Source organism: Rhizobium sp. A22-96 (genome assembly GCF_053521805.1).
In genome coordinates, this window is the sequence record NZ_JBNWDQ010000002.1 from 594327 (window position 1) to 608960 (window position 14634).

The following is a 14634-nucleotide window of genomic DNA, read 5'->3' on the forward strand; positions in this document are numbered from 1 at the left end:
AATATGAGGAGGAAGATATGCGACTGTTCGAATGTGGTACGCTTGTACCCGGCTGCACATGGCATACCCGCGCCAAGGACGATGCCGAAGTGGTGCGTCGCGCCGTCGAACACATGCGTGATGCGCATGGCGAAACAATCGTCCGGGAAAACATGGTCGACAACATCAAGTCTCGCATTCGCGATGAGGCGCATGCAGCCTGATCGGGTTGCTGCCGTCAGGCGTTCGCCAGATCCTTCAACCGGGCGAGAAGCTTCGCCCGGTCAGCAGCGAAATTACCCTCCACCCATTCCTGCTCGAGCGTGCCCAGAAGCTCCCCGATACGAGGCCCCGCGCTGACGCCGGCGGCAAGCGCATCCGTTCCACCAAGCGGAAAGGCGGGCTTTTTCCATTTTTCGGTTCGCTGCAGCAATTTGCCGATCCGTGCGCTGCGCGCCATTTCCTCGAAATCGCCCTCCGCCTTGCCGCGCGCGACGGCCAAAGCCAGTCTCAGCCGCGCCGCAACGCCTACGGGATCATGGCGATAAAGCAGGCGATCGAAGCCAGCTTCCGACATATCGTCCTTGACCACAGGCGCAGTCGCCCAGGCCTGCAGATAGGCAGCCTCCGCTTTCGAAAGCCGCAACCGCTCCGCCAGCTTGGCAAGTCTTGCAGCATCCGGCGGCACGATGGCGGCAAGCCGCAACAGGGGATCGGCCGACCAGCCGAGAGCCTGTTCGGCGGCCACCAGGGCTGGAACGGCATCAATGCCCCATTTTTCCGTTTCCGGCAGAACCTCGGTCAATATCCCGACCTGGCGCATCCAGAGCAGAGCCCGGCCGGGATCATTGGCCGAAAGCAGCTTCTTCATCTCGGACCAGACACGCTCGGCCGACAGCGTCGCGATCTTCGATCGCGCGCCGGCGCAGGCGCGCAGCCCATCCGCATCCGGCCGGCCGCTGCCGTAATGCGCAAAGAAACGGAAGAAGCGCAATATGCGCAGATAGTCCTCCGCGATCCGGGTCGCAGCGTCGCCGATAAAGCGGATATTCCGACGCTCCAGATCGGCAAGCCCGCCCACGAGATCGACCACTTCGCCATTGGCCGACGCGTAGAGCGCATTGATCGTCAGGTCACGGCGTTCCGCATCCGCCTGCCAGTCCTCACTGAAGGCAACGCGGGCGCGACGCCCATCCGTCTCCACATCCCGGCGCAAGGTGGTGATTTCGAACGGCTTTCCGTCGATGACCAGAGTAACGGTTCCATGCGCGATGCCTGTTGGCACCGCCTTGATATCCGCTGCATTTGCCCTCTCAACGACAGCCTCCGGCAGCAACGTCGTTGCAATATCGATATCGGCGACCGGCAGACCCATAAGGCTGTTACGCACGGCACCCCCGACGACGCGGGCCTCGCCGCCATCGGCATTGAGCAAGGATAGAACCCGCCCGAGCGCCTCATCCCGGAACCATGTCTCGCCGGCAACGGACGTCATGTGTAAAGCCTTTCATAAAGCGTGCGGACGATGCCCGCGGTAATGCCCCAGATCATCCGCTGCCCATAGGGCATGCGATAGAAGTGGCGCTCGGTGCCCTGCCAGAGCATGGTGTCGGTCGCATGATGTCCCGGGTCCATCAGAAAGGACAGCGGCACCTCGAAGGCATCCTCCACCTCGGTCGGATTAAGGGCCAAGTCGAAGCCGGGCTTTACGACGGCCAGGATTGGCGTGATGCGAAAGCCGGTGGCCGCCAGATAATGCGGGAGCCGCGCAACGGGCTCTATGAAAATATCCGCAAGCCCGATTTCCTCGCCCGCCTCGCGCACGGCAGCCATTTCCGGTGAAGCGTCCTCGGGATCGATAGCACCACCAGGAAAAGCGATCTGGCCTGAATGCTTGCGCAAGGTCGATGTCCTGAGCGTGAAAATCACCTTGGCATCGTCGCCGCTGTCGACGACCGGCACGAGCACGGCAGCATCTTTCAGCTTCAGGCCTTCGACTTGCGATATTGTTTCGGGATTGAGAATGTGATCGCCATGATCTCGCCAGGCAAATTCGACGGGACCACCGCTTTGATGCAGGGCACGACGGCGAAATTCATCCGCAGAATAGAGGGGGAATTCGCTCATCGCGTCAGGGCATCCAGCTCGGCAACCGGCATGACGGGAAAGATGGAGCTGCCGGAGCGTATGCAGAAGATTTCCCGCCCGGCAATCTCCACGGGCTCGCCGAGTTCGACGAGATCATACATCACCGCACGCGTCACCAGAGCTTCCAGGCGCCCGCGAACATGCAGATAGGGCTTCAACTCATCGTTTTCGCCACGGATGACGAAACGGATCGGATGCTCCCTGCCCGCCTCGACGACATCGCCGACATTGGTGCGAAACGTCAGCACACGCCGGCCGTCACGCTCCGTCACGCTCATCTCGACGGCAACGAAGGGTGCATCGACGACGCGGATCCCGACCTTTTCCACAGGCGTGACGAGGTAGGTCTTCTCGTCCGCATCCTTGCGCAGCACGGTGGAAAACAGCCGCACCAGCGGCGCGCGGCCGATCGGCGTGCCCAGATAGTACCAGGTGCCGTCGGCGCGAATTTCCATGTCGATATCGCCGCAAAACGGCGGATCCCAACGATCGACGGGCGGCAGGCCCTTCTTTCGACCGCCGCTATCGCCCGCAGCACGGGAAATCAACGCCGCAAGGCTCGCTGCATCACCTGTCGTCCTGATGTCTTCGGTTGCCATTCTTCCGTCCCGGTTCGCCGTTAGTCACGAATACGACAGTTTCTCACGAGATAGTCATTCGAAACGTGCTTGTCAGCCATGTTCGTGGCGATAAGTTGTATTGATTATGAGGCAAATGTGTAAGGTCTGCGAATCGCGCGCACCGTTTTTCTGCCATTGGAGACGCAAATGGGCATGATCAAATCGACCGATACGAGCCTCGACGAGCAGGCCATCATCGCATCCGCCGAAAAGGCGTTGAGCGATATCGCCCTCATCCGCGAAGAGGTCTCGAAGGTCATTTTCGGTCAGGAAAGCGTCGTGGAAAACACGTTGCTTGCCGTGCTCGCCGGCGGCCACGCCCTGCTTGTGGGCGTGCCCGGCCTCGCCAAGACCAAGCTCGTGACCACGCTCGGCTCGGTCCTCGGCCTTGCTTCCAGCCGCGTGCAGTTCACGCCCGACCTGATGCCGTCGGACATTCTCGGCTCCGAAGTGATGGACCAGGACGAAAGTGGCCGCCGTTCGTTCCGTTTCGTCAAGGGACCGGTTTTCGCGCAGTTGCTGATGGCCGATGAAATCAACCGCGCCTCACCGCGCACGCAGTCGGCACTGCTGCAGTCTATGCAGGAATATCACGTCACGATTGCTGGCCAGCGCTACGACCTTCCCGCGCCGTTCCACGTTCTCGCCACGCAGAACCCGCTGGAGCAGGAAGGCACCTATCCCCTGCCTGAAGCGCAGCTCGACCGCTTCCTGCTGCAGGTCGATGTCGATTATCCCGAGTTGGCCGACGAGCGCCGCATTCTTCTCGAAACAACCGGCCTCAGTGAAGCAACGCCACAAGCCGTCATCACAGCCGAACGCCTGCTGGAAATCCAGCAACTGATCCGCCAGATGCCGGTCAGCGACGGGGTGGTCGACGCGATCCTGTCTTTGGTGCGCTCCGCCCGTCCCGGTCAGGGCAATGCCTCGACCGACAAGCACGTTGCCTGGGGGCCGGGTCCGCGCGCCGGCCAGGCGATGATGCTCTGCGCCCGTGCCCGTGCGCTCTACGAAGGCCGGCTCGCGCCATCGATCGACGACGTGCATGCGCTCGCCGAACCCGTGCTTGAGCACCGCATGGCGCTCACCTTTGCCGCCCGCGCCGAAGGCATGTCCGTGCGCGATGTCATTGCAGGGCTGGTAAAGCAGTCGAGACCATAAGCTTGAGGTCGAGGAGAATTTAAACGCGTGGCATCCATCGGACAGATCGTCAGACCGACTTCAGGCAATGATGCGCTCTCCCGTGCCCGCAGTCGCGCCGCCCTCGTGCCGGATTGCCTCGTGGAAGCCAAGCGCATCGCCAACACTGTCATTGCCGGATGGCACGGCCGGCGCAAGCGCGGCATCGGCGAGAACTTCTGGCAGTTCCGTCCCTATAGCGAGGGCGAAAGCCTCTCGCGCATCGATTGGCGCCGCTCGGCCCGCGACGATCACACCTATATCCGCGATCACGAGTGGGAAGCCGCCCACACGATCTGGCTCTGGGCCGACCTCTCGCCCTCGATGATGTATAAATCGACCTACGGCCACGTTTCCAAGGAGGGCCGCGCGCTGGTGCTGATGCTGGCACTTGCGGAAATCCTGTCCCGGTCCGGCGAGCGCATCGGTTGCCCCGGCATCATGGAGCCGGTCTCGACCCGCAATGCCGCCGAACGGCTGGCGGCCGCCCTGATGCATACGCCGCTCGAAGGCGGATTGCCGCAGGCGGCGATGATCCGCGGCTGGAGCGATATCGTGCTCATCGGCGATTTTCTGGATGACGCCGACAGCGTGATGAGCCGCATCGGACCTCTGGCGCGACGCGGGTTGCGCGGTCATGTCGTCGAAGTTGCCGATCCCGCCGAGGAAATCTTTCCCTATAGCGGTCGTACCGAGTTCAGCGATCCGGAAACCGGCTCGAAGCTGATCGCCGGCCGCGCGGAAAATCTGCGAGATGATTATCAGCGCGCCTATCTCGCCCGTCGCGAAAACCTTGGTCAATCGCTGCGTCATCTCGGCTGGACCTTCGTCAACCATCGCACCGACCGCCTGGCATCGGAAGCGCTGATGGCCGTCCACATGTACCTCTCCGGCATGCCTTCCAGGGTCGCGCCAGGAGGACAGCCATGACCGGTCTTTCCTTCGCGTTCGCCTCGCCGGCGATCCTCGCAGCCCTGGTCCTGCTTCCGGTGATCTGGTGGCTCCTGCGCCTGACGCCGCCGCAGCCCCGCGCGGAAGTCTTTCCGCCGCTGCGTATTCTGGCAACGATCCTCAAGCGCGAGGAAACGCCGGCCCGCAGCCCATGGTGGCTGACGCTGCTGCGCATGCTGCTCGCCGCACTCGTCATCCTCGCCATCGCCAATCCGATGTTCAATCCGCGCACCAACACCCTGTCGAGCGGCGGTCCGCTGGTGTTGATGATCGACAATAGCTGGGCTAGCGCCTCGGATTGGGAGCGCCGCGTCCGAACAGCCGATGCGCTCATCGACGATGCCGACGCCAAGGGCATTCCGGTCTCGATCGCCTTCACAGCCGAACAAGGCAATGACGCGACGCCGGGTGCCGCGACCGCAGCCCGCGACAAGCTGCATGCGATCAACCCGCGACCGCTGGTGCCCGACCGCCAGCGCGCCGCCGACGCCGTGAAGGCCGCGCTCAACGGCAGCAAGCCGGGTACGGTCGCCTTCATTTCCGACGGCATCGAGAGCAAGGACAAGGACGACATCGTCAATCGGCTTTCCGCCCTTCAGCCGAGCGAACTGCGCCTGATTGAAGGTGACGGCAGCGATGTTCTCGCAATCACCGGCGCAGCCAATAACGCCAGTGACATGACCGTTACGGCAACACGGCTGAACGGCACCAGCCCGCTGCGCCTCGGACTGACGGCGCAGGACAATCAGGGCCGGCCCATCGCCGCCGGTTCGCTCGATTTCGCGGGCGGCCAAACGGTTGCCAGCGGCTCGATCGCCGCTCCATTCGAGATGCGCAATGATTTCGCCCGCATCAGCGTCGACCGCAATGCCAGCGCCGGCTCCGTGCATCTTCTCGACGACGGCTTCCGCCGTCGCCGCGTGGCGCTTCTTTCCGGACAGGCAGCCGACGAATTCCAGCCGATCCTGTCGCCGCTCTATTATATCCAGCGCGCCCTTCAGCCTTACGCGGACCTCATCCAGCCCAACAGTGCCGATCTGGCAAAATCGATCCCTGAATTGCTCGCAGGCAATCCGTCGGTGATGATCATGGCCGATGTCGGCCGCCTGCCGCAGGAAAGCTACGCGCCGTTGCAACGCTGGATCCAAAATGGCGGCACGCTCGTCCGCTTCGCCGGCCCGCGTCTGGCGGCAGCGCCGACCGATGACCCGCTCGTGCCCGTGACCCTGCGGCAGGGCGAGCGCACGTTCGGTGGCGCGCTCTCCTGGGCCGAGCCGCAGCCATTGGCTGACTTCCCCACCTTCGGCCCCTTCGCGGGTATGCAGAAACCGACCAATGTGCTGGTCAAGCGGCAGGTTCTGGCCGAACCGACGCCTGATCTTGCCGAACGCACCTGGGCGAGCCTTGCCGACGGAACGCCGCTGGTCACCGAAAAGCAGATGCAGGCTGGCCGCATCGTCCTTTTCCATGTCAGTGCCGAACCGCAATGGTCGGACCTGCCGATCTCGGGCGATTTCGTTGAAATGCTGCGCCGGCTGGTGCAGCTGTCGCGCTCCGGCGGCGTCGCATCGACGGAAGGCGCAGCCAAGACGGCCGAGGCAATGCCACCTTACCGGCTTCTCACCGCCAAGGGCGTGCTGACAAGCGAGATCGGCAGTGCCCGTCCACTGGAACCAGGCATCAAGGGCACGACCGTTGCCAGTTTCGACAATCCACCGGGCCTCTACGGCTCCGAAGAGGGCTTTACCGCGTTGAACATCCTGCCCGCCGGCGCCACGCTCAAGCCACTCGATGCCTCGGCGACGGGCACGGTGACAAGGGATGGCCTTATCGGCGGCGAGGCATGGTCGGCCAAACCGATCCTCTTCACCCTCGCCTTCCTCGTCCTGCTTGCCGACAGCCTGATCGTCCTCTTCATGAACGGCGCCTTTCCCCGTCTTGGCAGAGCGACGAAAACCGTGGCCGGCGGCGCGGCAATGTTGCTGCTGGCGATCTCGGTCGCCGCCTTCCTGCATCCTGCGACCGCTCTCGCCAATGATTCCAAGCCCGGCGACGACACCATATATTCGCGGTTGGACAAGACTCATCTTGCCTATGTCGTCACAGGCGAATCCGAGGTGGACCATCTTTCCGAGCGCGGTCTTGCCGGCCTCTCCGATTACCTGACATATCGAACGACCCTGGAGCCCGGCCCACCGGTGGGACTGGATCCGGCAAAGGATGAACTCGCCTTCTATCCGCTGATCTACTGGCCGATATCGGCGACAGCACCGATGCCGTCCAATGACGCAATCAACCGCATCGATGCCTATATGCGCAACGGCGGCACCGTGCTCTTCGACACCCGCGATGCCATCGATACGATGGGCGATACGTCGTCGCCGAGCCCGAACGGCCAGCGGCTGCAACAGATTCTCGCCAATCTCGACATCCCGCCTCTCGAGCCCGTGCCGTCAGGGCACGTGCTGACCAAGTCCTTCTATCTGCTGTCGAGCTTTCCCGGCCGCTATGCCGACAGCCCATTGTGGGTCGAGGCACGCCAGGACACACACCGGGACGGCAATGCCGTGGCATCCTCCGATGGCGTGACGCCGATCATGATCACGGGCAATGACTTCGCCGGCGCCTGGGCGGTGGACGACAACGGTACACCTTTGCTGCCGACCGTGCCTCCGGACGAAGCTCAGCGTGAATATGCCTACCGCACCGGCGTCAACATCATGATGTACATGCTGACCGGAAACTATAAGGCCGATCAGGTGCACATCCCGGATATCCTGCAACGGTTGGGGCAATAAGATGAATATCGGTTTTGCCCCATTCCTGCCCTGGCCGATACTGGCTGCTCTTGCGGTGCTGACCCTTGCCATCGCTGCGCTTGCGATCTATCGGCGCCTGCGCGGCGGCTGGATCCGCGCGCTGGCCGGCGCAGCGCTGCTGCTCGCACTTGCCAATCCCGTGCTGATGCAGGAAGACCGCGATCAGCTCACCACCATCGTTCCCGTCGTCGTCGACCGCAGCCTGAGCCAGGACACGCCGGAACGCACCAAGATGACAGACGATGCCCTGGCGATGCTCAAGGACCGGCTGGCGCAATTCCCGCGCATCGAGCCTCGCATCGTCGAGGCGCGCGATCCGGCGGAATCGGACTCGCCCTCGACACGGCTTTTCGCCGCCCTCTCCTCGGCGATCGCGGACGTGCCACCTGCCCGGATCGGTGCCGCGATCTTCCTGACCGATGGCCAGATCCATGACATTCCCGGCGTGAACCAGCAGCTCGGCTTCGACGCGCCCATCCATGGGCTGATCACCGGCAAGCCGGACGAGTTTGATCGTCGCATCGAGATCGTGCGTGCCCCTCGCTTCGGTCTCGTCAACGAGGAGCAGCAGCTGGTCTTTCATGTCGTCGACGACGGCAAGAGCCCCGGCGGCCTCGCAGACGTAACCGTGAAGATGAATGGCGACGAGATTGCCACGCTGCAGGCGACGCCGGGCCAGGATACGCCCTTCAGCTTCAAGGTGCCGCGCGCCGGCAACAATGTTCTCGAATTCTCCGTGGCCGAAGTGCCGGGCGAAGTGACGCCCGTCAACAATCAGACGGTCCAGCTGATCGAAGGCATTCGTCAGAACATGCGTGTCCTGCTCGTCTCGGGCGAACCGCATGCCGGCGAACGCGCCTGGCGCAACCTGTTGAAATCCGACGCCTCCGTCGATCTCGTGCACTTCACCATTCTTCGCCCACCGGACAAGCAGGACGGCACGCCGATCAACGAACTGTCGCTGATCGCCTTCCCGACGCGCGAACTCTTCGTCGACAAGATCAGCTCTTTCGATCTGATCATCTTCGACCGTTACCAGGACCGTCAGAACGTCCTGCCGACGATCTATTATGATTACATGGCGCAATACGTCGAAAACGGCGGTGCATTGCTTGTGGCGGCCGGCCCCGAACATTCCGGCGGCAATTCGATTGCTCTGACGCCACTCGCCTCGGTTCTTCCGGCCGAGCCGACGGGACAGATGATCGAGAAGCCGTTCTATCCGCGCCTCTCGGATCAGGGCCGCAAGCATCCTGTCACGCGCGGGCTGGATGGCTCCGACACGGAGCCGCCGCATTGGGGTCGCTGGTTCCGCAGCGTCGATGTCGAAAAGCCGCAGGGTCAGACCGTGATGGTCGGCGCCGACAACAGTCCGTTGCTGGTGTTGAACCGCGTCGGCCAGGGCCGCGTCGCCATGCTGCTTTCCGATGAAGGCTGGCTCTGGGCGCGTGGTTTCGAAGGCGGCGGCCCGCATGTGTCGCTCTATCGACGCATTGCCCACTGGCTGCTGAAGGAGCCGGCGCTGGAAGAAGAAGCACTGACGGCAAACGCGGCAGGCCGCACTGTGCAGGTGACACGTCAGACTGTCGGTGACGATCCAGGCCCCGCCACGATCAAATCGCCCTCCGGCAAGACCCAGACTTTGCCGCTGAAGCAGACGCAGCCGGGGCTTTACCAGGCAGAGAAACATATGGACGAGATCGGGCTCTACCAGGTCGCCAACGGCAACCTGTCGACGCTTGTGCACATCGGTGCCATTGATGCTCCGGAGTTCAAGGCGATGATCTCGACCACCGAGACGCTGAAGCCGCTAGCCCAGAAGACCAAGGGTCTCGTCACCCGTGTCGCCGGCGCCAATGGCGGCGTGACGGTTCCACAGGTCTTGCCGGTTCGGGGCGCGGTTCGCGTCGCCGACGGCCAGCGCCTGACCATCCGCATGACCGATGAAACCGTGCTGAAGGGCATCAATACGCTACCCCTGTTCGCGGGCTTTGCCGGTCTGGCCGCCCTGCTCTTTGCCTTCTCCGCCACCTGGTGGCGCGAAGGACGGTGATATGATGACAAAAATCGATGTAACCGATAGCCCTTCCGAAAGCGATCTGGCTACGATCACCAGTGGCCTGGTCGCCTTCAATGCCGCCGACATCGGCCCATCCGAACGCCGGCCGCTGGGGGTGCTGATCCGCGACGAGAGTGGCGAGACTATTGGCGGAATCTCCGGCTATACCGGCTGGGGATGGTTGTTCACGCAATTGCTGTTCGTGCCGGAAACCCTGCGTGGCCAGGGTATGGCGAGCAAACTGCTCGATGCGGCGGAAACGGAAGCGATAGCCCGCGGCTGTTTCGCAGCCTGGATCGATACGTTCAATCCGCAGGCACTGCGCGCCTATCAGCGGCAAGGCTATGAGATCTTCGGCGAGTTGCCGGATTTCCCGGTCGGCCGAAGCCGCTTCTTCCTCCAGAAAAAACTATCGCCCCGTTAATCGAAACGGGACGACGTTTTCTGCATCCGGCGTAAAGGCCTAGACCGCAATCGCCGTCAGCGGCATGACTTCATCAAAATCCTCGTCTTCGACCTCGACGATCGAAGCGGAATCATCCCGCCAAATGATAGAGCCATGCAGCCGCTCATGCGTGTCGGCGGCAATCGGCACCACGAGAACGCGGTTGGGATCGACAGGCCCCGGGAAGGCCAAGGCGTTGTAGGCGACCTTTTCGAAGCCGAGCGGGCCATAATACGGTGGGTCGCCGACAAGAATGACGCATTCCGACCCCTTGCGTTTCGCCGCTTCGACGGCGATCCGCACGAGCTCGCGGCCGATGCCCTTGTTCTTGTGTGAGGGCCTGACGGCAAGCGGCCCGAGCAAATGTCCCTTGACCGAGCCGGCTAGGACCGGTGTCATGCGCACCGAGGCGATCGTCTCGCCATCGTCGGCGCAGATGAAGGACAGCGTGCGATCATGCGGCCCCTGCTCGCGAATCCGCGCAGCAGCACGGGTAAACCGGCCAGGACCGAATGCTTCTTCGTTGATGAGTTCGATAACGGCGTCGTGCGACGCATCCTCAGTGAGGTAGACCAGATCGTGCTTGTACATGAGCCAAAGAAACCAGATAGACAGACGGAATTGTTCTCGAAGGCGCTCGTGGAGCGTTCGGGATCATCGGCGTCGTCGCAGGCTTCTGATGGCTTTCATGAGAGCTGTTCCTCAAAGTGTGACAAGCCCGATAGCAGGAAATATTCGGCACGTCCAACGTAAAATGTGTGCTGCCGTTTGTTGATGCAAGATCGTGTCCGCATGATGACATCCCTCGATGAAATCTGGCGCCCATGCCTGCCGATCATGCCCGATACGCAGTGTTCATCGTTTATCGCCTCGAAATTCGGCCGGCATGCCGTATGTTCAAAGCAGGTTTTAAGCAGCATTTCGGGAAGGACAAATCAATGGGCATGTTGGTTGACGGCATCTGGCACGATGTCTGGTACGACACCAAGGAGACGAAGGGCCATTTCCAGCGCGCTGCGTCGCAGTTCCGCAACTGGATCACCCCTGACGGTGCAGCCGGCCCAACCGGAACCGGCGGCTTCAAGGCCGAGGCCGGACGTTACCATCTCTACGTTTCGCTCGCCTGCCCCTGGGCGCATCGCACCCTCATCTTCCGCAAGCTGAAGAAGCTCGAAGATCTCATTTCCGTCTCGATCGTCGACCCGCTGATGTTGGAAAATGGTTGGGAATTCAAAGGGAAAGACGGTGGGACGATCGATCCGCTCTTTGGTGCCAAGGCGCTCTGGGAAATCTATATCAAGGCCGATCCGCACTATTCCGGCCGGGTCACTGTTCCTGTTCTCTGGGACAAGCAGACCGGCACGATCGTCAACAACGAGTCAGCTGAAATCATCCGCATGTTCAACAGCGCCTTTGACGGATTGACCGGATCCAAGGACGATTTTTATCCCGAGAATCTGCGCGCAGATATCGATGCCTTGAACACTCTGGTCTACGACACGGTCAACAACGGCGTCTACAAGGCCGGCTTTGCAACGACGCAGGACGCCTATGAAGAGAATGCCCGCCGCATCTTCGAAACGCTCGACACCCTCGAAAAGCGACTATCGACAAAACGCTATCTGTTCGGAGAGCATCTGACCGAGGCCGACTGGCGGTTGTTCACCACGCTTGTTCGCTTCGATGCCGTCTATGTCGGCCATTTCAAATGCAACATCCGCCGCATCGCCGATTACCCAAATCTCTCCGCATATCTGCGGGATCTTTACCAGGTTGCCGGCGTGGCGGAGACCGTGAACATCGAGCACATCAAGAATCACTATTACCGGAGCCACAGGACGATCAACCCGACGGGCATCGTTCCCATCGGCCCGGAACTTGATCTCGATCGTCCGCACGGCCGCGAACAATTAGCGAAAGCTGCCTGAGGCGCAGTCAATCTCGCCCCTTGCGGGCGAGAAAGCAAAATCAGCATTTAGCTTCAGCTAAGTGCTAGATTTTGCAAGAGAGGGGGAGGGTCGGGACGCACCCTGTTTCAGAAGTAAATGAGCAAGAAACAGGCCCCCGCTCTTGCAATTTCAATGATTTAGAAATTGCGCTAAGCTTCGAGCCTGTGGAACCTATGGCATCGCAATTCCTAAACCATTGAAATTGCTTTCTCGCCCGCCAAGGGGCGAGATAGTCCCACCATTCACCCCGCGGACGCCAATTTTCATGTCGCGGTCGAAATGCCACAAGGTGACTAACGGCGACGCCATTACCAATAATTCGAAGGGGGTTCGGACCCGCTCAACTCTTCCAACCGGCGGTAGGTCGACTTCGTGGTACCCGGCGGCAGGGCGTCGAGCGGAAAGAAGCCGCTCTCGACGATTTCGAGATCAGGCTTACGCGGCGCAGTCTGCGTTACCTCGACGCGATAGAAGACGACATGGTCACGTTTGCTCGTGCGATTGTTGAAATAGACGTGAAAGAGCTGCGGCCTCCCCGATATCACCAGATTGCCCTCCTCCCGCAACTCCTTCTCGAGCGCCTGCTCCATCGTTTCATGACGTTCGACACCGCCGCCCGGCATGTGCCACCCCGGAATATAGGAATGCCGCACCAGGAAAATGCGCCCATCGGCATCGAAACAGGCAGCACGCACGCCAAGCGTCATGCTGCGGGTGAGCACGAAATACACATGCAGTGCACGACCGAACAACCAAGCCCGCAGACCACGCCCTTCGCCCTTCGGAGCCTCGTCACTCATCCCTGAGCTCCGGAGTGCTGATCCTTGAGGCAAGGCATGTATTTGTTTTGACAATCGAATGGGCTATGTCTGATCCCATGTTCAAGCTCGCGCATATTTCCGATGTTCACCTGGGTCCCCTGCCACGCCTTTCGATCAGAGAGCTCGCCTCCAAACGCATCACAGGATTTGTGAACTGGCACAGGAACCGGCGCAAGCACCTTTTTGGCGATACGCTCGATCTGCTTCTTGACGATATCAAGTCGAAACAGGCCGATCATCTCGCGGTGACTGGCGATCTCGTCAACCTCGCAAGCGGCATCGAGATCCAGACCGCCGCCGCTTGGCTGAAGACAGTTGGCGACCCTCAGCACACCTCCGTGGTGCCCGGCAATCACGATGCCTATGTGCCTGGGTCTTATGAGAAGGCCATGCGCGCTTGGTATCCTTATGTCAAAGGCGATCGCGCGCCTGTCGAATGGCCGCAGGATCAGCATGTCTTCCCTTATCTGCGCATCCGCGACCAGGTCGCGTTGATCGGCTGCTCGACCGCCGTGGCAACGCCGCCGTTTGCTGCCAGCGGCTTTTACTCTGCCCGTCAGGCGCGCGAGACGGTGAACATGCTCCGCGCCGCCGGCGATGCCGGCCTTTTTCGCGTCGTCATGATCCACCATCCCCCCATTCGCGGCGCGACCAGCTTCTATAAGCGGATGATCGGTATTCGCCGCTTTGCCGCTGCCATCTCCACGGGCGGCGCCGAGCTTGTTCTTCATGGCCACACCCACCTCAATACTCTTCACTGGCTCCGCAGCCAGACAGGCCCGGTGCCAGTTATCGGGATCGCTTCGGCGTCTCAGGGCGTCGGCGGGTTGAAGCCGCGGGCCGCCTATAATCTCTTCACGATTGCCGGCAGACCAGGCGCCTGGGAGCTGAAGGCCGAGCGCTACAGCCTCGATGCAAAAGGCGACAAGGTCGATCCAGAAGGGGTCGATATTTTAGCCCCGTGATCGCCGCTTTGCGGCTTCCGACGGCATCGTTTCGGTAGCGTATTCGAAGATACCGAGATACAATCGGCATCTGGGAATCTCGGAGGATGGAATGGGTTTCAAGGTCGTGACGAAGAGAGCCGCAATGCTGGCACTGGCCAGCGGATTTTTGCTCGCTGCCAGCCTGCAGGCCTTCGCTGCCGGTTCGGAAGACGACGAAACCGCCCCACCGCCGAAGAGCAAGACCACCACCGAATGCACCGACGGCAAGGTATGGGACAAGGACAAGAAGGAATGCGTGAAGCCGACGCAAAGCGGCTTCAATGACGATCAATTGTTCCAGGCCGCGCGCGAATTCGCCTATGCCGGCCAGTATGACAACGCCATCACGGTCTTGAAACTCGCCAGGAACCAGGACGATCCCCGCATTCTGAACTACCTCGGCTATTCCAACCGCAAGGCCGGCCGCATGGAACTCGGCATGAGCTACTACCGCAAGGCCCTGCAGCGCGACGAGAACTACATCCTTGCCCGCTCCTACATGGGGCAGGCTCTACTTGAGCAGGGCGACGTTCAGGGCGCACGGGTGCAGCTGGTCGAAATCCGAGACCGCGGCGGTGAAAATACCTGGGCCTACCGATCGCTGATGCAGTCGCTCAAGGGTCAGGTTACCTACTGAGTGGGCGATGGTGGGGCATCCGACTGGATTAAAGACAGACA

General features: G+C 61.4%; 14 protein-coding genes. 9 read left to right on the plus strand and 5 right to left on the minus strand.

The window, feature by feature from the left end:
- The first annotated feature begins 17 nt into the window (after positions 1-17).
- Positions 18-203 carry a DUF1059 domain-containing protein gene (locus tag ACQZ6F_RS09365; RefSeq protein ID WP_449092003.1) on the plus strand — a complete coding sequence of 62 codons (186 nt, stop codon included), beginning with the start codon at positions 18-20 and terminating at the stop codon, positions 201-203.
- A gap of 14 nt (positions 204-217) precedes the next feature.
- Here the strand turns inward: ACQZ6F_RS09365 and ACQZ6F_RS09370 are convergent, their stop codons facing one another.
- Genes ACQZ6F_RS09370 through ACQZ6F_RS09380 form a run of 3 tightly spaced genes read right to left on the minus strand, consistent with a single transcriptional unit; the run spans position 218 to position 2726 of the window.
- Positions 218-1474, minus strand: a complete 1257-nt coding sequence (locus ACQZ6F_RS09370) for a CCA tRNA nucleotidyltransferase (RefSeq protein ID WP_449092002.1) — start codon at positions 1472-1474, stop codon at positions 218-220.
- A complete protein-coding gene (locus ACQZ6F_RS09375; protein ID WP_068388377.1) occupies positions 1471-2106 on the minus strand; it encodes an NUDIX hydrolase in 636 nt (211 codons plus the stop codon). Before ACQZ6F_RS09375 ends, ACQZ6F_RS09370 begins: the two co-directional genes overlap by 4 nt.
- Positions 2103-2726, minus strand: coding sequence for a DUF1285 domain-containing protein (locus ACQZ6F_RS09380; RefSeq protein WP_068388380.1), 624 nt, complete (start codon positions 2724-2726; stop codon positions 2103-2105). The genes ACQZ6F_RS09375 and ACQZ6F_RS09380 overlap by 4 nt, the downstream gene beginning before the upstream one ends.
- 168 nt (positions 2727-2894) lie before the next feature.
- On the opposite strand from ACQZ6F_RS09380, the gene ACQZ6F_RS09385 reads away from it, so the two are divergent.
- Genes ACQZ6F_RS09385 through ACQZ6F_RS09405 form a run of 5 tightly spaced genes read left to right on the plus strand, consistent with a single transcriptional unit; the run spans position 2895 to position 10179 of the window.
- The gene (locus tag ACQZ6F_RS09385; RefSeq protein WP_077469349.1) at positions 2895-3908 is read left to right on the plus strand and encodes an AAA family ATPase; all 1014 of its coding nucleotides are present in this window, start codon (positions 2895-2897) and stop codon (positions 3906-3908) included.
- 27 nt (positions 3909-3935) lie between these two features.
- Entirely contained in the window at positions 3936-4856 is a 921-nt protein-coding gene (locus ACQZ6F_RS09390) for a DUF58 domain-containing protein (protein ID WP_449092001.1), read from the plus strand.
- Positions 4853-7675, plus strand: coding sequence for a DUF4159 domain-containing protein (locus ACQZ6F_RS09395; RefSeq protein WP_449092000.1), 2823 nt, complete (start codon positions 4853-4855; stop codon positions 7673-7675). Before ACQZ6F_RS09390 ends, ACQZ6F_RS09395 begins: the two co-directional genes overlap by 4 nt.
- Position 7676: 1 nt before the next feature.
- Entirely contained in the window at positions 7677-9749 is a 2073-nt protein-coding gene (locus ACQZ6F_RS09400; RefSeq protein ID WP_449091999.1) for a hypothetical protein, read from the plus strand.
- A 4-nt stretch (positions 9750-9753) separates the two neighbouring features.
- Positions 9754-10179, plus strand: a complete 426-nt coding sequence (locus ACQZ6F_RS09405; protein WP_449092399.1) for a GNAT family N-acetyltransferase — start codon at positions 9754-9756, stop codon at positions 10177-10179.
- 39 nt (positions 10180-10218) lie between these two features.
- Here ACQZ6F_RS09405 and ACQZ6F_RS09410 read toward each other — a convergent pair whose 3' ends face one another.
- Positions 10219-10791 carry a GNAT family N-acetyltransferase gene (locus ACQZ6F_RS09410; protein WP_077469352.1) on the minus strand — a complete coding sequence of 191 codons (573 nt, stop codon included), beginning with the start codon at positions 10789-10791 and terminating at the stop codon, positions 10219-10221.
- Between the two features lie 347 nt (positions 10792-11138).
- Here ACQZ6F_RS09410 and ACQZ6F_RS09415 point away from each other — a divergent pair, with 347 nt between their 5' ends.
- Positions 11139-12128, plus strand: a complete 990-nt coding sequence (locus ACQZ6F_RS09415) for a glutathione S-transferase family protein (RefSeq protein WP_449091998.1) — start codon at positions 11139-11141, stop codon at positions 12126-12128.
- Positions 12129-12457: 329 nt separating this feature from the next.
- Here ACQZ6F_RS09415 and ACQZ6F_RS09420 read toward each other — a convergent pair whose 3' ends face one another.
- Positions 12458-12949 carry an NUDIX domain-containing protein gene (locus ACQZ6F_RS09420; protein ID WP_449091997.1) on the minus strand — a complete coding sequence of 164 codons (492 nt, stop codon included), beginning with the start codon at positions 12947-12949 and terminating at the stop codon, positions 12458-12460.
- A gap of 47 nt (positions 12950-12996) precedes the next feature.
- Here ACQZ6F_RS09420 and ACQZ6F_RS09425 point away from each other — a divergent pair, with 47 nt between their 5' ends.
- The gene (locus ACQZ6F_RS09425) at positions 12997-13935 is read left to right on the plus strand and encodes a metallophosphoesterase family protein (RefSeq protein WP_449091996.1); all 939 of its coding nucleotides are present in this window, start codon (positions 12997-12999) and stop codon (positions 13933-13935) included.
- A gap of 91 nt (positions 13936-14026) precedes the next feature.
- Entirely contained in the window at positions 14027-14593 is a 567-nt protein-coding gene (locus ACQZ6F_RS09430) for a tetratricopeptide repeat protein (RefSeq protein WP_449091995.1), read from the plus strand.
- Positions 14594-14634: the final 41 nt, after the last annotated feature.